Genomic DNA, 23,610 nt, shown 5'->3' with positions numbered 1-23,610 from the left:
GCATGAACGCGCCGACGAGCGCGGCTGGAATCATCACTTCGCCGGTGCGCAGGATCCTGCCCGAAAAACACGAGAACGGCAGCCTCTCGGAACAGCTTCGCGAAGTTGGTGAACGAGCGGCGAAGGATCAAGGTTCCGCAAACCTGGACGAACCGACGAGCCATGGCTTCCCTCCTGAGACCGCCGGCTTCCGATCCCAAGCGAAGCCGGCGGCCAAACACGAGAGCGCGGGGCCCCAGACGACTAGTCGAACCGCTTCAGCTACCAGCCGTTCTTCGAAGCCTCCCAGGTGTCGCCGTCCCCATTCAGAACGATCTTGTCGGACGCACCATCGAGATCGAAGTCTGCATAGACCTAGGTGTCGCAAACAGGAGTGACCCAGACGGGGCTGCCGTTCTGCGTGCATGCCGGTGGGATCGTCGGGTCGCAGCCATCCGCCCACGGCACGAGCAGCTGGTTTGTCAGAAGAGCCTCGGGGATCATGTAGTACCCCCAGTCATGCGTCAGCGAGCCATGATCCACCGACGCTCCGGCGTACAACACGCGGCCATCACTCGAGTACAGCTGCGCGCCGACCGGGGACGACGGCATGTCGAAGACGCTACTCGCACACGGGGCGACCGTGATCGTGCTCGTCGCCCCAGTCCCAGCTACGGTCAGGATGTCGAGCGGGGCCGTGCTGGCCGCGCCAACGGCCTGGCGATGATTGGCGACTTGACCACTAACGAACAACCGCATCATTGGTTAGAATCATTAGCTTTGTTAATGCCCGTGCCAGCTTCCATGTACGCCCCCCGCGGGCTATCCCGTCCTCACCCAATGCGTTCCCAAAGGAGTCGAATTCATGAATAGCATCGCCCGCTACACCGCCGTGATCATTGCCAGCCTCACTTTCGCCGTCCCGGCCTTTGCCCATTGCGGCAGCTGCGGCGTAGGCGGCGAGAAGGACACGCAGGAAGAATGCACGTCGAAGTGCGCCGACGAAGGCGACGACTCTACATGCGTGCAGCAGTGTCTCGAGAAGCACGAGACCGACCACGAGAAGGAAGCCAACGCCGAATAGCGTCCGCCGTGCACGTGCTGCGCCCGAGCCCGCAGCACTTTCTTGACGTCCTTCAAATCGTGCTTAACTTCTCCATCAGATGCCTTGGTGGATTTGGATTCTGATCGGACTCTCGCTCTTCGTGATCGAGGTCTTCATCCCAACAGACTTCTTCATGTTCTTCTTCGGGTTGGCCGCCATCGTCGTCGGAGTCGGTGCGACGAGCGGCCTTCTCGAGTCCATGTGGGTTCAGAGCGTTTCCTTTGCTGTCGTCGCGCTTGTCGCGGTCGCCTTCCTCCGAAAGCCGCTCTCGAAACGATGGACCGCGACAGAAGGCAGCCACAGCGGTGAGATCGTCGGCAACTCCGTGGTACTCACCGAAGTTCTCGAGCCCAGCAGCGTCGGCACGGCCGAATTCCGCGGCTCGACGTGGTCGGTTCGGACCGCGGGAGCCGCGCCCCTGGCGAGCGGCACCCGCTGTCGAGTCAACAAGGTCGAGGGACTCGTCTTGTGGGTCTCTCCAGAGCCGCGCCCAGGAGCGGACTAGAAAGGAGCTTTGATGTCGGGACTTCTAGGGGTGGCACTGTTCTTCGCGGTGCTCGTGGTCGTGGTGATCGCAAAGACCGCCGTCGTCGTTCCGCAGCAGAACGCGTACGTCGTCGAACGGCTCGGCAAGTTCCACAAGACGCTGCGAGCCGGCTTCCACGTCCTCGTTCCGTTCGTCGACGTCATTCGCTTCCGGCATGACCTCCGCGAGCTCGCCGTCGACATCCCTGAGCAGGTCTGCATCACACGAGACAACGTCCAGGTCGGCGTCGATGGCGTCCTCTATCTTCAGGTTCTTGACGCGGAAGGCGCCTCATACGGCGCGGCCAACTACGAATTCGCGATCAGTCAGCTTGCACAGACCACGCTGCGCAGTGAGGTCGGCAAGATCGAACTCGATCGCACGTTCGAGGAGCGCACCCAGATCAACACCCAAGTCGTGAAAGAGCTGGACAAGGCGTCGGAACCCTGGGGCATCAAGGTGCTCCGCTACGAGATCAAGAACATCAATCCGCCAGAAGACGTCGTCGCCGCGATGGAAAAGCAGATGCGCGCCGAGCGCGAGAAGCGCGCCGTCATCCTCACCTCCGAGGGCGAACGGGAGGCTGCGATCAACCTGGCCGAAGGCCAGAAGCAGAAGATTGTAAAAGAGTCGGAGGCCAAGCGGCAATCGCAGATCAACGAGGCCCAGGGTGAGGCCGAGGCGATCCTCGCGATCGCCCGCGCGACGTCCGGAGGAATTCGCGCGGTGGCAGAGGCCGTCACGCTTCCGGGCGGCCGCGACGCCGTTCGACTGCGGGTCGCAGAACAGTACGTCGACCGGTTCGGCGAACTCGCCCGCGAGACCAACGCCCTCATCCTTCCGGCGAACGTGGCCGACGTCGCCTCGATGGTCGGCGTAGCGATGAGCGCGCTCGACCAGCAGCGCGCGCCCAGCAAGCTTGAAGACGGCGCGTAGATCACTCGGCACGGCGACGTTCCGCTTCCGTCCGGAAGCAGGCCGTCGTCGGGTATGACGTTCCGAGGCGGGCGGACGGTGCAGGTGCCGTGCGAGCTGTCAAACGAGCGAGCAAAGCCGCACGAGAATTCCGACAAATGTTTCATCTGCTGGTCCGGTTCGGCAGAAAACGGTACAAACAGCATCATGGTCCGCCTAGGGTTCTACGAGATCGACAGCGCGGCCCGCCGCGAGCCTCCCACGCCTAAACACCCGCCTCCCCCCGCTCACGACGATCCACCCGCGCGGGTTTTGGGGGAGTCGATGGAAACACGACCAGAGCGTTTGGACAGGCACGCACGCGTGCGGCGCACCACGAGGGCGATGGGTTCCATCGGCCTCGCTGCGCTGATGATCGTCGCGACGGCCTGCCCCAAGAACAAGAAGTGCGAGGTCGACTACACCATCCAGAGCAGCTGGAACGGTGGCTTCGTCGCAGAGATCCTCGTGACGAACCTTCGGACTAAACTCGCCTTCGATGGGTGGACCCTCCGGTTCCCGGCTACGGAAGGCCAGAACATCGAGGACATCTGGGGCGCGGAGGTCGTGGCCCAGGCCGGCGAGGTCGAACTCGGCAACGTCCCGGACAATGCCCGCATCGAGCCGGGCGCGACGACGGGACTCGGCTTCCGAGCCTCCTTCAGCGGAGAACCGGTCGTTCCCAGCTCGTTCAAACTCAACGGGCACTCCTGCCGGATCGCTGGCGCTGCGGGAAGCCCCACCCCGGCCGCGACTAGCACTCCCGGAGTCCCGGCGACGCCCACGCCGGCGCCCACCGCGCCGCCGACCCCGGCACCGACTGCCACACCTCGCCCCGCGGCTGCCGCGATTCAGGTCTCGCTCACGAAGTCGGCCGATTGGGGCCTGGGCTACACGGCCGATCTCGTGGTTGCCAACCACGGCGGGACGACCGTGTCCGGGTGGGTCCTCGAGTTCGATCTCACCGATACGATCACCAGTGTCTGGAACGGAAATCTGCTCGCGTCGTCGCCAGGCCACTACCGCATCCAGAACGCACCTTGGAACGGAACCATCGCGCCGGGTGCCTCCGTTGCGGTCGGATTCAACGCGAGCGTCGCCGCACCCCCCGGAGCCCCGACCGGCTGCCTGTTCAACGCAGTGGCCTGTGAGTTCCCTGGCGGACCCACGCCGACACCCGGTGGTCCCAGCCCGAGTCCGACGGCGGCGCCAACGCTCACGCCGGCTCCGACCGGGAGCCCGACCGGTCCTTCGCCCGACAAACGAATCGTCGGCTACTTCACTTCGTGGAGCATCTACGACCGCAACTACCACGTCAGTGACATTCCCGCGGACAAGCTCACCCACATCAACTACGCGTTCGTGAACGTTTCAGCGGATGGCCGTTGCACACTCGGCGACCCCTATGCGGACGTCGAAAAGTTCTACGAAGGAGACTCGTGGGACGCCGGCGCGCTTCGCGGCAACTTCAACCAGCTGCAGAAGCTCAAGCAGGACCATCCGCATCTCGCGACGCTTCTCTCGGTCGGCGGGTGGACCTGGTCAGGGCGCTTCTCGGACGCGGCGCTCACCGCGCAGGCCCGCGCGACCTTCGCGCAGTCCTGCGTGCAGTTCATGCTCGACTACGGCTTCGACGGCATCGACATCGACTGGGAGTACCCCGTAGGCGGCGGTCTTCCGGCCAACACGACGCGCCCAGAAGACAAGGAGAACTTCACGCTTCTCTTGCAGGAACTCCGCGCCCAGCTCGACGCGCAGGAAAGCCTCGACGGAGGCGAGTACCAACTCACGATCGCCGCGCCCGCCGGTCCGTCGGCCTACGCGCACTATGAGCTCGACGAGATTGCTCATGTCGTCGATTGGATCAATCTAATGGCGTACGATTTCCACGGCGCGTGGGAATCCACGACGGGCCTCCACGCACCGCTGCACGCCGCATCCGACGACCCTTCGCCCGACCCCGTCGTGCGCACCGAGTTCAACGTCAACGCTGCCGTGCAGGCGTATCTCGCGGCCGGCGTTCCAAACGAACAGCTCGTCCTCGGCATGGGAATCTACGGACGGGGCTGGACCGGCGTGCCAACGAGCAATGCAGGCCTGTTCCAGTCTGCGACCGGCGCTGCACCCGGTACGTGGGAGCCCGGCAACTACGACTACAGGGACATCGTTACAAACCTTCTGCCCAACGGCTACGCGCGCCACTGGCATGCCGGGGCGCTCGCTCCGTGGGCCTACTCCCCGAGCGCCGGGATCCTGGTCACCTACGACGATCCGGAGTCGATCGGTCACAAGACCGATTACGTGAACGCGCACAACCTCGGGGGCGCGATGTTGTGGGAACTCTCCGGGGACGTCCGGTCGGGCCCCGCATCGCTGGTCGAGGCGACCTACCTGGGACTGCAGTCAGAGCCCGGCGCGACGCCGACACCCGGTGCAACCTCGACTCCCGCGCCGACCGCCAGCGCAACTCCGCCGCCGGCACCGACCGCAACTCCCAACCCGACTGCGACACCGGCCCCAACACCGCCCTCGACCCCAGTGCCGATGGCGACAGCGACGCCCGCACCCACGCCGATCCCGACGCCCGAACCCACTCCGACACCGGTTCCCACTCCCGCCGGCCCCACGGGCGAGGAACTGTTCACGCTCCACAGCTGCCATTTCTGCCACGGAACCGAAGGAAGCGGGACAACCGCAGCGCCGACACTTCTCAACTGGACCGACGAAGCAGCACTCGCGACTAAAATCGACGTCGACATGCCGCTCGGGAACCCGAGCGCCTGCAGCGGTGACTGCGCGACGAAGGTGGCGCAGTACATCCTGAACGATCTTACCGACCTCCCGCTCCCTCCGATCAACTGCAGCGCATCCACGCTGCGCAGCCAACAGCTTCGCCTTCTCACACGCCGGGAGTACGCCGCGACGATCGAAGACCTTCTCGGACTCGAAGCGACCGGCGCCCTCGTGAATTTTCCGGTCGAGATCCGGGTGCAGGGATACGACAACAACTCCCAGGTGGCCGACGTGACTTCCCGGCACATCGACGAGTACCTCGCTGAAGCCGAAGACCTGGCCCTCCGAGCCGTGGCCGAGAAGCGCAGCGATATCGTCACCTGTGACCCGAGCACCGGAGCGATCGCATGCGCACGAAGTGTTCTAGAGTCGTTCGGCGCGCAGGCGTACCGGCGACCGATCACGACGGCGGAGGTGGACCGACTCACGAGCTTCTTCTCGGCCGACCCGGCACAGTTTGACGTCGGCCTCCACGATGCCCTGTGGGCCATGCTGATCTCACCGAACTTCTTGTACCGCTCAGAAGTCGGCACGCTGGGCGGCGACGGCGACTACCATCTCGACGGATGGGAGATCGCGTCCTCGCTCTCCTATCTTCTGTGGGGCACGATGCCCGACGCGGCGCTGTTCGGCGCGGCGGCCGATGGCACGCTCGACACCACCGCGGGCCGGAGGGCACAGGCGGAGCGCCTTCTCGCAGATCCGCGCGCGCGTGGGCAGCTCGGCCGCTTCGCGAGCCAGTGGCTCGACGCGGATCCGCTGCTCGCCGGCGAGAAGGACCCCTCCGTTTTCCCCACGTTCAATTCGCAAGTGCAGGAGTCCCAGTTCGGCGAACTCCAGGAGTTCGTGAGTCACGTCACCTTCGACTCGACCGGCGATTTCTCGGAGTTGTTCGACCCGGGATACGTGGTGGCCGACCCCGTTCTGGCCGCGTACTACGGGCTCCCCCTCCCCGGCGGCAGCGGCTTCTCGCCGATTGCCGTTACGGACGGCAGCCGCGGCGGGCTCCTGACCCTCGGTAGTGTCCTGTCGGCGCACGCGCATTCGGATGACGGTTCGCCGGTCCGACGTGGCGTCTTCGTGAGACGCCGCGTGCTCTGCCAGGACCTTCCACCCCCGCCACCCGACGTGGACAACACACCTCCCGGACTCGACCCGAATCTCACCACGCGCGAGCGCTTCACGCTGCACAGCTCGAACGCTACGTGCCAGTCCTGCCACCAGTTCATCGATGGCGTCGGGTTCGGCTTCGAGCACTTCGACGGCGCCGGCGGACGGCGTGAAACCGAGAACGGGGTGCCCGTCGACGCAACCGGCGATCTCGTCGGCCTCGAAGGACTGGACCAGACGTCGTCCATCATTCCCTTCGACGGCACGAGCGAGCTCAGCAGCTGGATCGCCGGAAGCGACTCGGCACCACGATGCCTCAGCCTTCAGCTGTATCGCTACGCGGCCGGCGCCGAGGAGTCGGCGCAGGACGCGTGCGAGATCGATGCGCTCGCCGCGCGCTTCGCGCAGCACGACTACGATCTCCGGGAGCTCTTGCTGACGTTGATCGAGCTGCCGTCCTTCACGGCCCGCGGAGGCAACTGAAATGAACCGCCCATCGTTCACGAACCGCCGACTCGATCGTCGCAGTTTCCTGAAGGGGCTCGCCATCGCGGGCATGGCCACGTCGCTCTCGCTGACTAGCCTCGTGCGGGCGGCGCGCGCCGCTACGGCCGCGAAGCGCACGATCTTCATCTACATCCCCGACGGGTGTATCCCCGACCTATGGCATCCCACCGGTAGCGAGTTCAGTTTCACTCTGCCGGCGATGACGCAGCCGCTCTCCGTCGTACAACAGCACTGCACGTTCTTGTCCGGGCTTCAGATGTTCGAGGGAGGTGCCACGCACGAGGGCGGCGTCCGGAAGGTGCTGACCGGCAACGCCGCGCAATCTCTCGACGACTTCCTCGCCGAACAGATCGGTGGCGCGACGGCTTTCCCTTCGCTCTACCTCGGCGTAGGAGCGAACTACGAGAACGGCTCGGGCGGCTTCTCGTTCCTGAGTTCGGGCTCGCCGGTTTCGCCCGAAGACAACCCCATCAACGCCTACGAGCGCATCTTCGGGGACGGCACCACTCCGCCGCCGGGGGCCGGGGACCCACGCCTGCCCATACTCGACACCGCGAGCGCCGAGCTCCAAGCGCTTCAGACACAACTCGGATCGACCGAGCGGCAGAAGCTCGAGCGCCACCTGGATTCCCTGCGGGAAGTCGAGCAACGGCTCGAGGCCGCAGCCGGCGTCTCCTGTGATCCCTCCGGTTGGAACCCCGAAGGCTTCACCGTTCCCTCCGGGTGGCACGGCTATCCTCCGGTCTATGATCGCGAGGAGAACTTCGTACTGGTCGGGAAGCTCCAGACCGACCTGATCGTGGAAGCTCTCGCGTGCGACCTCACGCGCGTCGCCTCGCTTCAATGGTCGCACCCGGTGAGCCCCACGCACCTGAGCTGGGCCGGCGCCGGGCAACGGCATCACGACGCGAGCCACTACGGCAATCCGAGTTCGACCAGCGCGCAGGACTTCATCGCGAGCCAACAGTGGTTCACCGCACGATTTGCCGAACTGCTGCAATCCCTGGAGGCGCGTCCCGACCCGAGTGGCGACGGCAACCTCCTCGACCACACCCGCGTGCTTCTGTTCTCCGAGCTCGGCGACAGCAACCTGCACGATCACCGCCGCTGCCCGTTCGTACTCGCCGGCGCATCCGCCGAGTTCCAGAACGGACGCCTTCTCGAGTTCGAAGACGAGGCTCACACGAAGCTCCTCGTCTCGATCGCCAGGTCGATGGACGTCCCCATCAGCACCTACGGCTATTCCGGCCACGGCACAGGCGGCCTCCCCGGCCTCGGAATCTGACCGTGATCTGAACTCCAACTCAGTGTGGCGGCCGGGCTGGCGGTCGTTGCGGGATGCGCAGGGGGCGGTGGGACCAGTTCCTCCGGCGGGCTCGACCGTCGAGCCTACGCCTCGCACGCGGGCCTCGTCCAAGCGCCCTCGAACCGCCCGCGCCTGACGAAGGTATGCAATTCGTCTTGCCTCCGTGGGATCATCCCGCCGCGTCGGAGAACGAAGTCTGCTTCGTCACCTACTGCAATTCCTCCAATCAGATCCCCGACGAGGACAAGACCGACGACGGGAAGTTCTTCTACACCAACGCTTTCGAGATTCGACAGGACCCGAGCAGCCATCACCTCCTGATGCAGATCCCGATCGACACGTTCGGCGGGAACGACGTCGACCCCTCCCTGGTTTCGAACTGGGCCTGCATGGGCGGCGGCGGTGCCGACCAGTCTTGCGATCCCCTAGACGCGGGCAACTGCGGCTCCGGAGTCTGCGCCGGCCCGGTGGAAGCCAGCAGTGGCTCCCGCGCAGCTCCGGAAGTGAATCCCATTACGTTCAGCGGCACTCAGCAAGCCCAGTTCGGACGCGAGAATTACCTTCTCCCCCATACCGAGAAGGTCATGTGTGACACGACGCTGCTCCCGCAGGGTGCCCGTTTCACCGGCATGAATTCACCCACCCACAAACACGGCAAGCACTTCTGGTACGAGCTGCCCAGCGGAGAACACATCTACGACAGCTACGTCTACAGCGACCCGCTACAGAAGTACTTCGATCCACCGCTCGCATTCGATTCCGAGGACCCCGAAGAACGCCGGCTCAAGTTCTGCGCGCTATTCAACAACGGCGTCGACGGTGCCGGCGACGACGCGGCCTGTGACAGCACCCCGGGTGCGGGCGACGGGTTCTGCAACGCCTGCCCCATCGTGGGTGGGGTCACGACGGAGAACGAGATGTTCGGCCCGAGCATCAGCTACTTCGTGCAACCCTAGCGACCGTTCGCCCTCCTCGGCATTGCCAATTTTGAAACTTAGATCAGTATTCAAAATTGAAGCGATGCCGAGGACTGCGACAGGCCCCAAGCTCCAAAAGCGGGGCAACTACGCCAAAACCGCCGAAACCCGGGGGAAGATCCTGGCTGCGGTCCGCGATGCGGCCGAGGAACTCGGATTCCACGAGGTCTCGCTGTCCAACGTAGCCAGCCGGGCCGGCGTCGCCGTCGGCAATGTGAGCTACCACTTCGGATCCCGGGAAGAGCTGCTCCGGGAGGTCATGCAGAGCGTCGGAACCGAGCTTCAGCGCGACGTCGTTCTCGCCGGAGCCGACGAAGGCGACCTCTTCGCCCGAGGCGAAGCCGGCATCCGCGCCTACCTGCGCTTCATCCACGAGCACCCCTCGCACGCTCGCCTCCGTGAGCAGGTCCGCCACCACCACCCGGAAATCTACCGCGCGAACCTCGCGAAATGGGTCGAGCTGCAACGAGCGGCGATTCGACAAGGCGTCGACGAAGGCACGCTTCGCCCCATGTCGGACGACGACATCTCCGCGACCGCGTACCTCATCACCGGCGCCCACTATTTCCTCGACCAGATGATCGAAGGGATCGACGGCACCGCGTACCCGGGCGACGACGTGGTCGTCGCCGCGTACATGAAGCTCTTTCGCGGCGGACTCGAACAGAGCCGGCGACGGAAGTCCTGACCGGAGAAAACCAGATGATCGAACATCTCGAACAGAACGGCCGCTACGCCGCCGACGAACACACCCCGACCAAAACCGATCTGTCCGTCGCGATAATCGGCGCCGGCTTCAGTGGGATCGGAATGGCGATCCAACTGAAGAAGGCCGGCATCCACTCCTTCACGATGTTCGAACGCGCGAGCGAAGTCGGCGGAACCTGGCGGGACAATACGTACCCCGGCGCCGCCTGCGATGTTCCGTCACACGCGTACTCCCTGTCCTTTGAGCAGAAGGCCACCTGGAGCCGGAAGTTCTCCCCCTCGAACGAGATCCAGTCGTATCTGCTCGACCTCGTCGACAAGTGGAAGCTCCGCGAACACCTGCGATTCGAAGTCGAGATCGAGGAGGCGCGATTCGACGAGCGATCCGGCACTTGGACGCTGCGCACGGAGGACGGCGAAACCGTGACGGCGCAAGTCGTGGTTTCAGGCGTCGGAGGCCTCGTCGACCCCAAGCTACCCGACATTCCCGGCATCGAATCCTTCGAGGGAAAGACCTTCCACACCGCCCGCTGGGATCACGAATACGACCTACAAGGAAAGACCGTCGCCGTGATCGGCACCGGGGCCAGCGCGGTGCAGGTCGTTCCGGCGATCGCCCCCAAGGTGAAGAAGCTCCAAGTCTTCCAGCGCACCCCCGCCTGGGTCGTCCCGAAGTTCGACGGCGAGTATTCCGAGCGCACGAAGAGCCTCTTCGAGCGCTTCCCGCTCCTCCTTCAGCTGAGCCGGTCCTTCAAGTATTGGATGAGCGAGCTCTTCGGCCCGATCGTGTACCTCAACTCGCCGCGTCTCTCAAAACGCGGCGAACAGATCTCGATCCGACACCTCCACGGCCAGGTGAAGGATCCCGTTCTCCGCAAGAAGCTCACGCCGGACTTCCAGTTCGGGTGCAAACGGATTCTAATCTCGGACGAGTACTGGGCGACGTTCGAACGCGAGAACGTGGAGCTCGAGTGTGAGTCGATCCTCGCAATCGAAGCCGGCGGCATTCGCACCAAGGACGGAACTCTGCACGAGGTCGACGCGATCGTCTTCGCAACCGGGTTCGACCTCGGCCTCTCGAACGCGCCCTTCCCCATCTTCGGGCTCGAGGGACGCCCCCTCAGCGACGCATGGAAAGATGGCGCCGTCGCCTACAAGGGCGTATCCGTCTCCGGCTTCCCCAACTGGTTCATCATTATGGGGCCGAACACCGGCCCCGGTCACACCTCGGTGCTCGTATTCACCGAGGCGCAGATGCGGCACGCGCTCGGTGCGATCAAGAAGATCCGAAGCGAAGGCTTGCGCTACGTCGACGTGCGGCCCGACACGCAAGGGCACTACAACGACAAGATTCAGGCCCGCATGCCCCACATGGCCTGGGGGAACTGCAACAGCTGGTACCTGAATCCCGACGGGAGCAACTACTCCCTGTACCCGGGCCCGGCCTTCGAGTACGTCGCAGGCGCGGGCCACTTCGAAGCCCGCGACTACGAGTGCGTCACAACCGAGGCCCCGGCCGAAGCGCGCGAGGCGACGGCGGCCTAACCTCTCGAGATTCGGCGCGCAGCGGCGAGAAAGCCGCCACTCGGACTGTACCCACACGGTTCCGTCGAGTATCACCCATGCATGGCCAGCAATGAATTCAGCATGATCCTGCAGCTCCTCGGTTCGATGCCCCCGCTCGACCCCGAGGCCCCCCTCGAGATGCTTCGCCAGGGGATGGAGGCAATGACCGCCTCGATGCCCGCGCCCGAAGGAATGACCGCAGCGCCGGTCGATGCCGGCGGCATCCCTGCGGAGTGGGTTTCGATGCCCGGAGCACGCGAAGACCGGGCAGTCCTGTACCTGCACGGTGGTGGCTACGCGCTCGGATCCATCAACACGCACCGCTCCCTGGCCGCCCGCCTCTCGCGCGACGTGAGCGCCCGCGTGCTGATCATCGACTACCGGCTCGCACCCGAGCATCCGCACCCGGCCGCGGTCGAGGACGCCGTCGCCGCATACCGCTTCCTGCGCGCCGAAGGCTTCGATGCGGCAAGCATTGCGATTGCCGGCGACTCGGCAGGCGGCGGTCTCACGGTCGCAACACTCCTCGCGTTGCGCGACGCGGGCGACGAGCTCCCCGCCGCCGGTGCCGGCCTCTCTCCGTGGCTCGATCTCGCCGGCATCGGCGAATCCAACACGACAAAGGCCGACGAAGATCCGATCGTGAACATGCCGGGCCTCCTCCGTATGGCCGGCTGGTACCTCGGCGACGACAAGGCAGAGGACACGCCGACCGCATCGCCATTGTTCAGCGATCCCAAGGGACTCCCGCCCCTTCTCCTTCAGGTGGGCGAAGCCGAGATTCTACGAGACGACTCGACCCGTTTTGCCCAGAAGGCCCGAGCGGCCGGGGGAACCGTCGAGCTCGAGGTGTGGCCGGAGATGGTTCACGTGTGGCAAGCCTTCGGCGACATGGTCCCAGAGTCGAAGGACGCCGTCGAGAAGATCGCGCAGTTTCTGAACCAGCACCTACGACCGAACTAAGGCGCCGAAACGGCTCGGCGACTCACCAGAAGCACGGGCTCGTCGCGTCTTTCGGCTTCTCGAGAAGCGGCTCGCGCAACTGGTCGACGGTGGGCCCACAGGTCGCCGCGTAAGTCTTCAGCTCTTCCATGTCGAAGCCAAAGAACTTCGCCGCGTTCTCGCCGACCATCATCCGGACTTCACTCGGATCGATGTCGGAAAACGCGAGGCGGAGCGATTCCATAGTGTACGGATACGTCCCCTCGTAGTGCGGGTAGTCCGCGCCCCACAGAACGTGTTCGAGGCCGACGAGGTGCCGGCCGGCCAGATCGGCCGGGCGCGGAAAGCTCGCCCCGTACCAGCAGTTCGTCTTGGCGTAGTGGCTGGGCGGCTCCTTCGTGACGCCGCGCCCCGTGAAGTCGACCTCCCCGGTGCTCCCCGCCTTCGCGATCTGCTTCCAGAGGTGATCCATGTGCTCCATGGTCTGCTTCACCCACGCACAGCCCGACTCGCTGATCAGATAACGCAGCTTCGGATACCGCTCGAAGACGCCCGCGAGAATCAGGTGCGAGAGCCCGCGCGTCGCGAACCACGACATCTCGTAGACCCACACCATGCTCGACGCCGGATGATTCCCGTAGTTGGGGCAGCCACCGCCGGAGTGCTGGTGGATGATGAGGTCGTTGTCCTGACACGCCGCCCAGATGCGCTCGTAAACCGGCGAGTACAACGGCTCGAGGTCGGTATCGTCTGCAACCTGTGAGATAAGAACGCCACCCTTGAGCTCATGCTTGGCGATCCACTCGATGTCCTCGAGTGCGTCGTCGATGTCGTTCAAAAGGACGACGCCGACACCGGCACGGCGCGTCGGGTAGTCAGCGCACCAGTCCGACAGCCAGCGATTGTGCGCGCGGACTCCCTGGAGGCGCAGCTCGTACTCTTCGGCCGTCGGCGGTCGGGAGACCACGATCCCGTCGGGCGGGAAGAAGGGCGGTACGTTGTTCGGGAACAGGACCTCGGCGACGACCCCCTGCGACTCCAGGTCCTTCACCCGCTCCTCACCGCCCCAGGTCTTGTCCTTCTTCTTGTTCAGATGGGACCGGTTCGGGTTCCGATACTTCTCGCGCCACGCGTCGAATCGCTCGAGGTACTTCTCCTCGAGATAGTCGCGATAGCCGCTGATACGCGCACCGGCGTGACAGTCCGCCGAAATCAGTACGTAGGGGTCGTTGGTCTCCGTTGCCATTAAACAAGCCTCCTCCGAGAAGACGATCGCAATCGAGGCCGATTCGGTCAAGTGATTGACCTAAACGAACGTTCAAGGAGGCGCAGACAGTAAAGCGTCAGCTCGGTGCCGCGCGTGCACGGCGCACGAGCTCGACCATCTCGTTACGCGCCTCATCCGACGTCGAAATCGGCGCCGAGAACGCGAGGCGGATCGGGCGCGGGCCCTTCCCCGTTTCGGCGGACATCTCGAATCCGTAGCGGTCGACACTCGTCATCGTAGCCGCTGTCGTGTCGGCCGCCTTCGAGAAGACGCGGCAGTAGCTCACCATTGCCTCCTGATGATCGGCGTTCATGTGATCGATGATCCCCCGCGCAAGCGGGGCGATCGGATCCGAGTCCGAACCGCTCCAGTCGGGAACATCGACCCACGACATCCGACCGTATCCGCCGATGTAGCGCACGCCCTCGACGTCCAGGCGCCAGAACGAGAAGTCGGAATAGTCGATGTAATACGAGGCGTTTGGGTGCGCCTCGAGATACGCGGCCTTTGCGGCATTGCGGTCGGGTCCGTCGTCGAGCCGACGACAGGCCCCGAGCAGCGTAACGCGCCCATTCGCGAGTGGATCCCCTTCGCCGCCCTCGGCGACGAGCAGCGAGGCCCGGCCGTCGAGTCGCAGGTTCTTCGTGTGCTCGGCGAGTTCGCTGATGAAGAACACCGGGGCCCCTCCGTCCATCGCGAACGTGACGAACGAGCCGTAGGGATAGCCGGCGGGCTCTTTGGCGATCGTGCACAGGGTGCCGGTCTTGATCGCCGCGACCAACGTCCGGGCCCGTTCCCCATGGGTCGGAGTCGGAACGTCGGGGTCGTACAGCAGCTCCTCGGTTTCTCCCGAGGGGCGGGAATGCGCGTCGTTGCTCACAGGTAGTCTCCTTTGCGAGACGTGAGCTTAACGCTTGGAAGCGTCGAGCGGGAGCCCTCCCCCATGGCGGGCCTACTGGTGGATGTCGGTGCGTCTCCCTTCGAGCCGCTTGAAGGCATCGCGAGCAATCTGAAGCGAGATTCGCACGATGTCGAGGAGTGCCTCGTCACTGCGCCCGCGGGGCACGCCCTTTTCGGCGAGCTTGCGGAGCGACTTTGCGTACTCACACTGCCATCTGTCTGCGATCGCGTTCGAGGTCATCATTTCCCCCCTTGGTTGGCGCGATCATTAGCGGACTACTTAGGGTGTGGGTGCAAGCAATAAAAAACCACCATTCGTTTGATTCAATCAATCGATTAGTCGCATTCGGTCGTTTGATTACCGGAGAAACCAATCGATTGATTCAGACAGACCCCTAACGCTTCACGACAATTTCAGCGAGGCGCTCGACCTCGACCAACTCGGCGGTCGCGGGAACGAGAAAACACTCGTCACAACTTTCTTCCTCGAGAGCGTCGAGACACCGCCTGACGGCGTCTTCATTCGACGTGTACATCATGTCGGCGACGGCCTTCCCGATCTCGTCGCCGGCGATCTTGAGGTAGTCGTAAACGTACTTCTTGAGCCGCGCGTCGGCGTCGTCGGCCAGACAACACCAGAAACCAGTGGCGAGGTACGGACGCCCCCGCCCTTGCGCCTTCCAGGCCTCGAGCGCGAGTTGGAACTGCTGGCGCGCCGGCCCCGCGTCGCCGTTCATCGTGAAGCCGTAGAGACCGTCGGCCCATTTCGCCGAGCGGGCGATCGATTTCGGGTTCATGGCCCCCGACCAGACCGGCGGCCCGCCCTTCTGGAACGGGACCGGCCCCACCGGATCGGTCCCCTCGAACGGCGGCTCCCCGGCCCAGGTCCTCTTCATCGTAGCGACGCCCTCGTCGAGCCGCTTGAGGCGCTTCTCGAAAGGCGAGCCGACGGCCCGGTAGTCGTGATCGCGGCCGCCTACGCCGACTGTGGCGATCACCCGGCCCTCTGAGAGGACGTCCATCGTCGCGAGCTCTTTCGCGACGCGCACCGCCGAGTGCATCGGCAGGATGTACAGCGACGGAACGATCTTCACGCGCTGCGTCAGTGCGGCCGCAGCGGAGAGGATCACCCGCATGTCCTGGGTGTGCGAGATGATGCGCTCGCCGCAACCCAGGCTCTCGAACGGGCCTTCGTCGGCCATGCGACACCAGTCGAGGGTCGTCGCGCGGTTGTACTCGGGCTTGGCGTAAGGGACGCAGATGCTGATCTTCATCGAAGATGCCCTACCGGAAGGACCCGCTCCCCGCAGCCAGCCCTCATCAGGCCCCTTAGTTCACGCCGATCCGACTGACCGTTCGGTTCTTGCCCCAATCGGAGCCCACGTTGTTGCGGAACAGCGGCGGCCGATCGTCGAGCACTTCGGTCTCGAGCCACAGACGCTTCAAGTGACGCACCTGTCCGCTCTCGCGGTCGTCGACGTACGTCGTCCGTGCGTGCAGCACATGATAGTTGTTCACGAACTGGATGTCGCCCGGCTCGAGATCCATGAAGACGTTATAGCCTGGGTCCTGCGTCATCGCGTCGACTCGACGCATCGCCTCTTCCTGCTTCTCCGAAATCCGCGGTGCATCGTCGTGACGTTGCGAGAACAGGATGTACGGCCGGATGTAGCGAACGAACAGGCGACCAGCGTGCTCGGTGAACGCCGGCATCGTGTACCACTTCCGTCCGCCCTCGGGCTGCTCGCCGCGGAAGTCGTAGGGGAGCGGGCCGTAGAGCTCCGCCACGAGGTCGGGCCGTTCACGGAGCAGATCGTTGTGAATCGAAACCGCGTTCGCGACCGTCGAAAGGCCCCCACTCTGCGCCTTCTGCAAACACATGAGGCCCACCAGATCGGATCCGTCGGAGTGATACGGGAACGGCGTTGCCCCACCGATCTCGTTTCCCCGCGAGTTGCTCTCGGCACCGGTCTTCCCCTGGTCGAGGACGTCGCCGAGGAGATGACCCTTGTTGTTCTGTGGCCACGGTCGGCCGAGGTGCATTCCGATACCCCAGTACAGGGTCTCCATCTCCGCCTGGGTGTAGCGCTCTCGCGGGATGCCTCGGAGAAGGACGAATCCGCGCCCCTCGATCAGCTCTCGTTCGACGTCCTTCAAGCGAGCCGAAAGGCCCGGCAACGGAAACGCGGCACGATCGATGTCGAGGAGGTCGCCCGCATTGCGGAGCGCGTGGCGTAGTGCCGCGTCGAGTTCCTCGACCTCCGCGTCATCGAAACGGACGATCCACTTCGCTTCGTCGGCAACATCGTCCGCGTGCCATTCGCTCGCGGCCTCCAGGATTCGGGGCTCGGTCGTCATTCGACTCTCCTGCTCACGTAACGGGTCGCGACTGAGCGCCGCGGATCAGTTTGCCCGGCAACGCGTCGGTCGGTTGACCGTCGCGGTAGATCACCTGCCCCGAGACCAGTGTGGCGCGGTACCCCTCCGCCGTCTGCACGAGCCGCCGTCCGCCGGACGGCAGATCGTGAACGACGTGCGGCGGGCGCAGCGTCAACGCGTCGTAGTCGATCAGGTTTACGTCGGCCTTATATCCCCGAGCAAGCAGCCCGCGGTCGCGCAGGCCCACCGCAGCGGCCGTCTCGTGGGTATGTGCGCGAACCACGAACGGGACCGACAGCTTGTCGCCGCGCGTGCGGTCGCGCGTCCAGAAGGTGAGCATGGTCGTCGGGAAACTCGCGTCCGAAATCGTACCCAGGTGAGCACCCCCGTCACCGAGACCGAGGACCGTGTCCGCATGCTTCATCATCTCGAGGGAGGGCTCGAGGGACTTGTCCGCGTAGTTCAGGAACGGGAGATACAGCAGCGTGTGCCCGTCGTTCTCGAGGAAGCGGTCGTAGACCCACTCGATCGGCGCGAGTCCGGCCGCCTGCGCCTTGCCAGCGATGCTGTCCTCGACACGCGGCTCGTAGTTCGGGGGGTCGCCCAGCTCGAAGATCCGCTCGAAGTTCGTCAGCATGTTGTGCAGGAATCCGTTCTCCGCCGACGGCTTCTCACCGAGGATCGAACGGCGCACTTCAGGGTCTCGCATCCGCGCGACCTTTTCGGCGAGCGGCAAACGCCCGATCTCGCGGTAGGCGGCGTGAAGCAGGAACGGGTTCAGCGTGCACTCCAGCCCGAGGACGATGCCTACCGGGCGGCCACAGACCTGCCCCTTCATGGGCAGTCCCGCGTCGGTCGCCTCGCCGATCCAACTGATCAGGTCGCGCCACTGGTTCGGGCGACGGTCATCTTGGACGATGCTCATCGAGAGCGGTCGTCCCGATTGCTCGACGAGGCGGCGGAGCATCCCGAACTCGGCCTTCGCATCGGCGAAGTCCGACACGACCTGCAGCACGCCGCGCCCGGAATCCTTGAGCGCCATCGCGATGCCGAGAAGCTCGTCCTCTTCGGCCGTGAGCGTCGGCGTCGGGCGACCGTCACTGCTCCGGTGGTTCAGCGTACGGGACGTGGTGAAGCCCAGCGCGCCCGCCTCGACGGCCTCGCGCGCGAGACGCGCCATCACGGCGATGTCGTCAGGCGTGGCCGGCTCGCGGTCGGCTCCGCGCTCTCCCATCGCGTACACGCGAATCGCGCCGTGCGGCGCTTGCGTTGCGAAATCGATATCGTGCGGCTGGGTTTCGAGTCGATCCAGGAACTCCCCGAAACTTTCCCAACTCCAATCGAGGCCCTCGGCCAACACGACAGCCGGGATATCCTCGACTCCCTCCATCAGCTTGACCAGAAGATCGTGATCGTTCGGGCGACACGGCGCGAATCCGACACCGCAGTTCCCCGTGACGACCGTCGTGACACCGTGCCAGGACGACGGCGTCAGCCGTGGGCCCCAAACGGCCTGGCCGTCGTAATGGGTGTGGATGTCGACGAAGCCCGGCGTGACCAGGAGGTCACGGGCGTCGATCTCTTCGCGGCCCTGCCCTGCGACCTTCCCAATTTCCGCGATGACGCCGCCCTGAATCGCGACGTCGCCCTCGACCGGGTCGCCGCCCGTGCCATCGACGAGCGTGCCGCCGCGAATCACCAGATCGAATTTCTCCATGGAACGGTCTCCCTCCGCAGAACCTAGACTAGGAGCCTGCCCCCCGAATGCAAAGCGGGATGTGTCTGCGGCTCAGCTGAGAACCGTGGCCCCCGAAAGCCGGGACTGTAAGGCGTCCGGGACGTCCAGCGCTTCGTACTCGATATGCGGCACGCCGCCCGAGATTTCGAACGCCCGTGCGAGAACTCTATCATCCCAGATCGTGTCGAGGTCGTAGCGCTCGAGGGTCTGTGCGGTGAAGGGACTCGAGAGGCCGCCGTCGAGCCAGAAATTGATGAAGCGATTGATGACGTTCACGACGAGCTCGCTCTGGTTCGGGTCGTTCATCACGCCTTCGCGCGCCTCGGCCGGGGTCGCCGTTTGCTGGTTGTCTAGAAGCCAGGCCAGCGAGGCCATGTCGTGCGCGACGACCGAAGGGCTCGCCATGACCAGGCCGGTGTCGGGTTCGGCGATGTAGCCCTCATCGGGGCCGAAGGTCGTGAGCACCTTCGTCGCGCTGCTCAGCACGAGGCGCTGTTTCGCGAGCAAGCTTGGTGCTGTGTTCGACTCCGCGGTCTTCTTCGAGAAGCTCGCCGCATCGTGGTGGTACTCGAGCCGCGAATCGTGACGCCACCAGCCGACGGCCGCCTTCAACCCCAGAGTGCTACCCGCCAGGACATGACGCGAGCAACGCGGCATCAGGATCACGTGGTCGGACTCGAGCAGGACGTTCGGCATCATGAGCGGCCGTGCCCAGTTCTCGCCCTCGGCCGGGGTTTCCTCGAAGAAGCCGTCCCACCCAGCCTCCTCGAACGCAACGACCTCGGCTCCCGCATCCTGCGCGGCGCCGACGAGTCCGTTGCCCGTCATCAACTCGCGACTGCTCCCCGAGAGACGGTCCTTGCTGAAGCGGAGGAACTGCACGCCGGACATGTCGCCGACCATCACTCGCCCGGCACCCCTCTCCTTCAGCAAGGTCACCATCGCGTGAACGGCGAGAGGATCCGTCGTTGCCGGGTAGTCGTTCCCCGAATTGCAGACCACTTTGATCAACACCGAATCGCCGCGGCTCAGCCACGAGAAGTCGGTCGCGGCCAGGGCGGCCTTCCGGACGGCCTGCGTCGTCGCATCAGCATCCGAGCCACGCGGCACACCCGCGAGCGCGACCGGACGTGCCGGCGCGTCCGAGTAGCTGAAATCGTCCACCGTGCGCGGCTTCGCAGCGGCGCGAGCACCGGTTTTCGCAAGGGCCAGGGAAGCAATCCCCACTGCGCCGAGCTGGTTGAACCGTCGTCGACTGATCATTCCCGCATTCTAGCACGAAGCCGGGCCGATGGGCCCGGTCGAGCAACCCATCGGTCAGTCAGAACGGCCGTTTGCTCAAAAATTGCCCATGGCCCTTGGCGAGCGACCGCTCGGCCCGTAGGTGTCCTGGGAGCGCCCGACGTCGGGCCAGGAACCTCGCAGGAGAACATGCCTATGCAGCCCGTGGAAGCTCTTACTCTGGAGGAGATCGATCTCTCCGCTCCCGAATTCTGGGTGCGGCCGTGGGCGGAGCGCGAAGGCGCCTTCCAGATGCTCCGCCGAGAACGCCCCATGTCGTTCCACAAGGAACTCGACTACTCGGAACTCAGCGTGGGGATCGTGCCGCCCGGTGCGGGTTACTGGGCCGTGTCGCGTCATGCAGACATTCTCAAGGCGAGCCGCAATCCCGAGATCTTCTGTTCGCGCGAGGGAGCGACCAGCATCCCGAACCTACCGCCACCGTTCCTCGAGTTCTTCGGCGGCATGATCAACATGGACGACCCCGGCCACCAGCGGCTGCGAAAGCTCGTCTCGTCGGGCTTCACGCCCAAGCAGCTCGCGCGCGTCTCACATGACGTCGAACACGCCGCCGCCGAGATCATCGGTGCCGTTTCCGAGAAGGGCGAGTGCGACTTCGTAACCGACCTCTCCGCGCCGTTCCCCATCCGTATCGTGTGCGACATGCTCGGCATTCCGAAAAGCCAACACGCGTTCGTCTTCGAGAAGACCAACATCATCCTCGGAGCCGGTGACCCCGAGTACGTCGCCGATCCGACGCAGATCATCCCCGCGCTCCTCGGTGCGGGCGCCGACCTCGTCGCTCTGATGAAGGACATGAGAAAGCTCCGGCTCGAGAATCCGACCGACGACATCACGTCGGCCCTAGTTCACGCCGACGTCGACGGGGACAAGATGAGCGATGAAGACATGGGAAGCTTCTTCATCTTGCTCGTCGTCGCCGGCAACGAAACGACCCGCAACTCCATCAGCCACGGAATGAAGGCGCTGTGCGACTACCCGGAGCAGCGAGCGCTCTTCCAGGGAGACTTCGACCGGGTCGCGCCGACCGCGGTCGAGGAGATCGTGCGTTGGGCCTCGCCTGTCATCTTCATGCGCCGCACGACGACCCAGGACTGCGAGCTCGGCGGCCAGAAGCTCGAGAAGGGGGAGAAGGTCATCCTCTTCTACAACTCGGGCAACCGCGACGAGCTCGTGTTCGACAACCCCTACGGCTTCGACGTTCTTCGCACCCCCAACGAGCACGTCGGCTATGGCGGCCCCGGGCCGCACTTCTGCCTCGGCGCCAACCTGGCGCGACGAGAGATCACCGTCTTCTTCCGCGAGCTCTTCCAGCGCCTCCCGGATCTGCAGATCAACGGCGAGCCCGATCGCCTCGCGTCGAACTTCATCCACGGCATCAAGCACCTGTCCTGCGAGTTCACGCCGAAGGCCGCCTGAGGACGAGCCGGTGGGCGGCCAGCCTTGGTGGAAACGCGCGGTAGTCTATCAGATTTATCCGCGCTCGTTTGCGGACTCGAACGGCGACGGCGTCGGGGAACTCGAGGGGATCCGCCAGCACCTCGACCACATCGCCGGCCTCGGCGCGGATGCCCTTTGGCTGTCTCCGATCTTTCGCTCACCGATGCGCGACTTTGGGTACGACGTCTCCGACTATTGCGACATCGATCCGGTCTTCGGCACGCTTGCCGACCTCGATGCGCTGGTCGAGTCGGCTCACGCGCGAAACCTCAGAGTGATCCTCGACTGGGTCCCCTCGCACACCTCCAGCGATCATCCCTGGTTCCTGGATTCGCGCTCCTCGCGCGACGCTGCGAAACGTAGCTGGTACGTCTGGCGCGACCCGAAACCCGACGGCTCGCCGCCCAACAACTGGACCAGCGCCTTCTCCGACGGCGGCCCGGCCTGGACCCTCGATGAGGCCTCCGGCCAGTACTGGCTGCATTCGTTCCTCGCAGAACAGCCCGACCTGAACTGGGAGAATCCCGACGTCGTGGCCGCCATGCACGACACCCTCCGATTCTGGCTCGATCGAGGTGTCGACGGCTTCCGCGCCGACGTCGTGCACAACATCGGGAAGGACCCTGCCCTCCTCGACGTCGCAGACCGCGTCGCAAAGATCCCGCACTGCGCACTGAACGACGACCCACGCACGATCGAGCACCTCCGGGGCATTCGACGACTCCTCGACTCCTATCCGGGCGAGCGAATGATCGTGGGCGAGGTCTTCTTAATGGACACCCAGAAGATCGCGCCGTACTACGCGGACGGCGCCGGCCTTCACCTCTCGTTCAACTTCCCGCCGATGTTCCTCAAGTGGAAGGCCGAAAAGTGGCGCGACTGTCTCGAAGAGGTCGCGGCCGCCTTCGACCCGGTCGGTGCCTGGCCGACTTGGGTCCTGTCGAATCACGATTGGCCGCGCCACCGGACGCGGCTCGGCAGCGAGCCGCGGTCGCGCGCCGCAGCGCTTCTCCTTCTCACCTTGCGCGGCACTCCGTTCCTATACATGGGCGAAGAGCTCGGCCTCGAAGATGCGGTGGTACCGGCGGACCGCGTGGTCGATCCCGGCGGGCGCGATGGCTGCCGTGCTCCCCTGCCGTGGACGCGCGCCGCCGGACACGGCTGGCCCGATCCCGCCTGGCTGCCTCTGCCCCCAGACGCCGATCTGCGGAACGTCGAGGCGGAGAGCGAATCGCCCGACTCCATGCTTCAGCTCTACCGCCGCTTGCTCACGGCCCGGCGCGCCTCACCCGCGCTCTCCGCAGGCGACTTCGAACTGCTCGACGACCTTCCCCGCGGCGTCCTCGGCTATCGCCGCTCCGTCGACGGCGACGCACGGATCATCTTGATCAATTTCGAGGAGACAGCTGCCGCCGTCGGGTTCCCACCGGACACCACGGTCGAAGTCTCGAGCGATGGAGCGGGAGAGGGCGCGGTCTTCACCGGGGCACTCGACACACTTCAGGCCGTCCTGTTACGACCGACGACATGAAGAGGGTCGCGGTCGTTCTCGGAGCCCTAGCGGCCACCGCGCTCGCAGTGTTCGTGGTTCTCTTGCTGATCTTCGGTTCCCAGGTCCAATACGCGGTGGAGCACCGGCTCGAGATCGAGGCCCCGGCGGAGCGCGTGTGGGAGATCCTCGCCGCCACCGATGCCTACCCACAGTGGAACCCGTACCTCCTGGAAATCGTCGGGCCGGTCCGTCCGGGCGAGACGATCTCCGCGACGCTCTCGCAGCGAACCTGGAAGGAACCGCTCACCGTGCACCCCGTCGTCGTGACGTTCGAGCCGAGGGAGCTCCGGTGGCGCGGGCGCGTCGGGATCCCAGGCATCCTGGATACGGATCACTCCTTTGTCGTGGAAGCGATCGGCGACGAGCGCTCACTCGTGATTCAGCGCGAGGAGTTCCGCGGCCTGCTCGCTCGCATCCTGCGCGAACGCGCGCCGGACATTCAGAAGGCCACCCACGAGTCGTTCGTCAAGATGAATGAGGCACTGAAGGGAAGAGCCGAGCAGCCGAGGCTGTAGCCCGTTCAGCAAGCTGCGCCGGTTCGTGCTACCGTCGTCAACCA

20 protein-coding genes are annotated in these 23,610 nt (G+C 64.9%); 12 read left to right on the top strand and 8 right to left on the bottom strand.

The features are described 5' to 3' along the window. Window positions 1-354: 354 nt before the first annotated feature. Window positions 355-738, bottom strand: coding sequence for a hypothetical protein (locus P8R42_21050; GenBank protein MDG2307088.1), 384 nt, complete (start codon window positions 736-738; stop codon window positions 355-357). Window positions 739-844: 106 nt separating this feature from the next. On the opposite strand from P8R42_21050, the gene P8R42_21045 reads away from it, so the two are divergent. The 9 genes from P8R42_21045 (at window position 845) to P8R42_21005 (ending at window position 12,494) form a co-directional block, all read left to right on the top strand. Beyond that, complete coding sequence (locus tag P8R42_21045; GenBank protein ID MDG2307087.1) at window positions 845-1,063, top strand: hypothetical protein; 219 nt, start codon at window positions 845-847, stop codon at window positions 1,061-1,063. Between the two features lie 79 nt (window positions 1,064-1,142). Further along, a complete protein-coding gene (locus P8R42_21040) occupies window positions 1,143-1,589 on the top strand; it encodes an NfeD family protein (protein ID MDG2307086.1) in 447 nt (148 codons plus the stop codon). Window positions 1,590-1,601: 12 nt separating this feature from the next. Next, entirely contained in the window at window positions 1,602-2,546 is a 945-nt protein-coding gene (locus tag P8R42_21035) for an SPFH domain-containing protein (GenBank protein ID MDG2307085.1), read from the top strand. Window positions 2,547-2,909: 363 nt separating this feature from the next. Continuing rightward, window positions 2,910-6,950: a glycosyl hydrolase family 18 protein gene (locus tag P8R42_21030; GenBank protein MDG2307084.1), complete on the top strand. Its 4,041-nt coding sequence runs from the start codon at window positions 2,910-2,912 to the stop codon at window positions 6,948-6,950. 1 nt (window position 6,951) lies between these two features. Continuing rightward, window positions 6,952-8,259, top strand: a complete 1,308-nt coding sequence (locus P8R42_21025) for a DUF1552 domain-containing protein (protein MDG2307083.1) — start codon at window positions 6,952-6,954, stop codon at window positions 8,257-8,259. Between the two features lie 164 nt (window positions 8,260-8,423). Continuing rightward, complete coding sequence (locus P8R42_21020; GenBank protein MDG2307082.1) at window positions 8,424-9,236, top strand: hypothetical protein; 813 nt, start codon at window positions 8,424-8,426, stop codon at window positions 9,234-9,236. A gap of 64 nt (window positions 9,237-9,300) precedes the next feature. Beyond that, the gene (locus P8R42_21015; protein ID MDG2307081.1) at window positions 9,301-9,945 is read left to right on the top strand and encodes a TetR/AcrR family transcriptional regulator; all 645 of its coding nucleotides are present in this window, start codon (window positions 9,301-9,303) and stop codon (window positions 9,943-9,945) included. A gap of 14 nt (window positions 9,946-9,959) precedes the next feature. Beyond that, window positions 9,960-11,510, top strand: a complete 1,551-nt coding sequence (locus P8R42_21010) for an NAD(P)/FAD-dependent oxidoreductase (protein ID MDG2307080.1) — start codon at window positions 9,960-9,962, stop codon at window positions 11,508-11,510. Between the two features lie 81 nt (window positions 11,511-11,591). Then, the gene (locus tag P8R42_21005) at window positions 11,592-12,494 is read left to right on the top strand and encodes an alpha/beta hydrolase (GenBank protein MDG2307079.1); all 903 of its coding nucleotides are present in this window, start codon (window positions 11,592-11,594) and stop codon (window positions 12,492-12,494) included. 22 nt (window positions 12,495-12,516) lie between these two features. Here the strand turns inward: P8R42_21005 and P8R42_21000 are convergent, their stop codons facing one another. The 7 genes from P8R42_21000 to P8R42_20970 all read right to left on the bottom strand — a co-directional run bounded on the left by P8R42_21000 (window position 12,517) and on the right by P8R42_20970 (window position 20,020). Further along, window positions 12,517-13,719, bottom strand: a complete 1,203-nt coding sequence (locus P8R42_21000; GenBank protein MDG2307078.1) for an amidohydrolase family protein — start codon at window positions 13,717-13,719, stop codon at window positions 12,517-12,519. A gap of 97 nt (window positions 13,720-13,816) precedes the next feature. Beyond that, the gene (locus tag P8R42_20995; GenBank protein ID MDG2307077.1) at window positions 13,817-14,620 is read right to left on the bottom strand and encodes a DUF2470 domain-containing protein; all 804 of its coding nucleotides are present in this window, start codon (window positions 14,618-14,620) and stop codon (window positions 13,817-13,819) included. A 72-nt stretch (window positions 14,621-14,692) separates the two neighbouring features. After that, window positions 14,693-14,881, bottom strand: a complete 189-nt coding sequence (locus tag P8R42_20990; GenBank protein MDG2307076.1) for a hypothetical protein — start codon at window positions 14,879-14,881, stop codon at window positions 14,693-14,695. 154 nt (window positions 14,882-15,035) lie between these two features. Continuing rightward, window positions 15,036-15,914, bottom strand: coding sequence for an LLM class flavin-dependent oxidoreductase (locus P8R42_20985; GenBank protein ID MDG2307075.1), 879 nt, complete (start codon window positions 15,912-15,914; stop codon window positions 15,036-15,038). A 55-nt stretch (window positions 15,915-15,969) separates the two neighbouring features. Beyond that, a complete protein-coding gene (locus tag P8R42_20980; protein ID MDG2307074.1) occupies window positions 15,970-16,998 on the bottom strand; it encodes a TauD/TfdA family dioxygenase in 1,029 nt (342 codons plus the stop codon). Window positions 16,999-17,011: 13 nt separating this feature from the next. After that, a complete protein-coding gene (locus tag P8R42_20975) occupies window positions 17,012-18,736 on the bottom strand; it encodes an amidohydrolase family protein (GenBank protein MDG2307073.1) in 1,725 nt (574 codons plus the stop codon). 72 nt (window positions 18,737-18,808) lie between these two features. After that, window positions 18,809-20,020 carry a DUF362 domain-containing protein gene (locus P8R42_20970; GenBank protein MDG2307072.1) on the bottom strand — a complete coding sequence of 404 codons (1,212 nt, stop codon included), beginning with the start codon at window positions 20,018-20,020 and terminating at the stop codon, window positions 18,809-18,811. A 174-nt stretch (window positions 20,021-20,194) separates the two neighbouring features. Here P8R42_20970 and P8R42_20965 point away from each other — a divergent pair, with 174 nt between their 5' ends. From P8R42_20965 to P8R42_20955, 3 genes are read left to right on the top strand one after another with little or no spacing between them, the layout of a single operon-like run. Then, window positions 20,195-21,478: a cytochrome P450 gene (locus P8R42_20965; GenBank protein ID MDG2307071.1), complete on the top strand. Its 1,284-nt coding sequence runs from the start codon at window positions 20,195-20,197 to the stop codon at window positions 21,476-21,478. A 10-nt stretch (window positions 21,479-21,488) separates the two neighbouring features. Continuing rightward, window positions 21,489-23,030, top strand: a complete 1,542-nt coding sequence (locus P8R42_20960; protein MDG2307070.1) for an alpha-amylase family glycosyl hydrolase — start codon at window positions 21,489-21,491, stop codon at window positions 23,028-23,030. Then, window positions 23,027-23,566: an SRPBCC domain-containing protein gene (locus P8R42_20955; GenBank protein ID MDG2307069.1), complete on the top strand. Its 540-nt coding sequence runs from the start codon at window positions 23,027-23,029 to the stop codon at window positions 23,564-23,566. The genes P8R42_20960 and P8R42_20955 overlap by 4 nt, the downstream gene beginning before the upstream one ends. Window positions 23,567-23,610: the final 44 nt, after the last annotated feature.

This window comes from Candidatus Binatia bacterium (assembly GCA_029243485.1).
In the GTDB taxonomy this organism is placed as follows: Bacteria; Desulfobacterota; Binatia; order UBA12015; family UBA12015; genus VGTG01.
The sequence above is the reverse complement of the archived record's forward strand: the minus strand, read 5'-3'. Positions and strand labels throughout refer to the sequence as shown.

Coding starts and splice junctions, on each gene's coding strand:
- P8R42_21050 (MDG2307088.1), bottom strand. CDS start 738: ATGCGGTTGTTCGTTAGTGGTCAAGTCGCCAATCATCGCCAGGCCGTT.
- P8R42_20955 (MDG2307069.1), top strand. CDS start 23,027: ATGAAGAGGGTCGCGGTCGTTCTCGGAGCCCTAGCGGCCACCGCGCTC.
- P8R42_21035 (MDG2307085.1), top strand. CDS start 1,602: ATGTCGGGACTTCTAGGGGTGGCACTGTTCTTCGCGGTGCTCGTGGTC.
- P8R42_21040 (MDG2307086.1), top strand. CDS start 1,143: ATGCCTTGGTGGATTTGGATTCTGATCGGACTCTCGCTCTTCGTGATC.
- P8R42_20965 (MDG2307071.1), top strand. CDS start 20,195: ATGCAGCCCGTGGAAGCTCTTACTCTGGAGGAGATCGATCTCTCCGCT.
- P8R42_20970 (MDG2307072.1), bottom strand. CDS start 20,020: ATGATCAGTCGACGACGGTTCAACCAGCTCGGCGCAGTGGGGATTGCT.
- P8R42_20980 (MDG2307074.1), bottom strand. CDS start 16,998: ATGACGACCGAGCCCCGAATCCTGGAGGCCGCGAGCGAATGGCACGCG.
- P8R42_21030 (MDG2307084.1), top strand. CDS start 2,910: ATGGGTTCCATCGGCCTCGCTGCGCTGATGATCGTCGCGACGGCCTGC.
- P8R42_20975 (MDG2307073.1), bottom strand. CDS start 18,736: ATGGAGAAATTCGATCTGGTGATTCGCGGCGGCACGCTCGTCGATGGC.
- P8R42_21005 (MDG2307079.1), top strand. CDS start 11,592: ATGGCCAGCAATGAATTCAGCATGATCCTGCAGCTCCTCGGTTCGATG.
- P8R42_20990 (MDG2307076.1), bottom strand. CDS start 14,881: ATGACCTCGAACGCGATCGCAGACAGATGGCAGTGTGAGTACGCAAAG.
- P8R42_21010 (MDG2307080.1), top strand. CDS start 9,960: ATGATCGAACATCTCGAACAGAACGGCCGCTACGCCGCCGACGAACAC.
- P8R42_21020 (MDG2307082.1), top strand. CDS start 8,424: ATGCAATTCGTCTTGCCTCCGTGGGATCATCCCGCCGCGTCGGAGAAC.
- P8R42_20985 (MDG2307075.1), bottom strand. CDS start 15,914: ATGAAGATCAGCATCTGCGTCCCTTACGCCAAGCCCGAGTACAACCGC.
- P8R42_21045 (MDG2307087.1), top strand. CDS start 845: ATGAATAGCATCGCCCGCTACACCGCCGTGATCATTGCCAGCCTCACT.
- P8R42_21000 (MDG2307078.1), bottom strand. CDS start 13,719: ATGGCAACGGAGACCAACGACCCCTACGTACTGATTTCGGCGGACTGT.
- P8R42_21015 (MDG2307081.1), top strand. CDS start 9,301: ATGCCGAGGACTGCGACAGGCCCCAAGCTCCAAAAGCGGGGCAACTAC.
- P8R42_21025 (MDG2307083.1), top strand. CDS start 6,952: ATGAACCGCCCATCGTTCACGAACCGCCGACTCGATCGTCGCAGTTTC.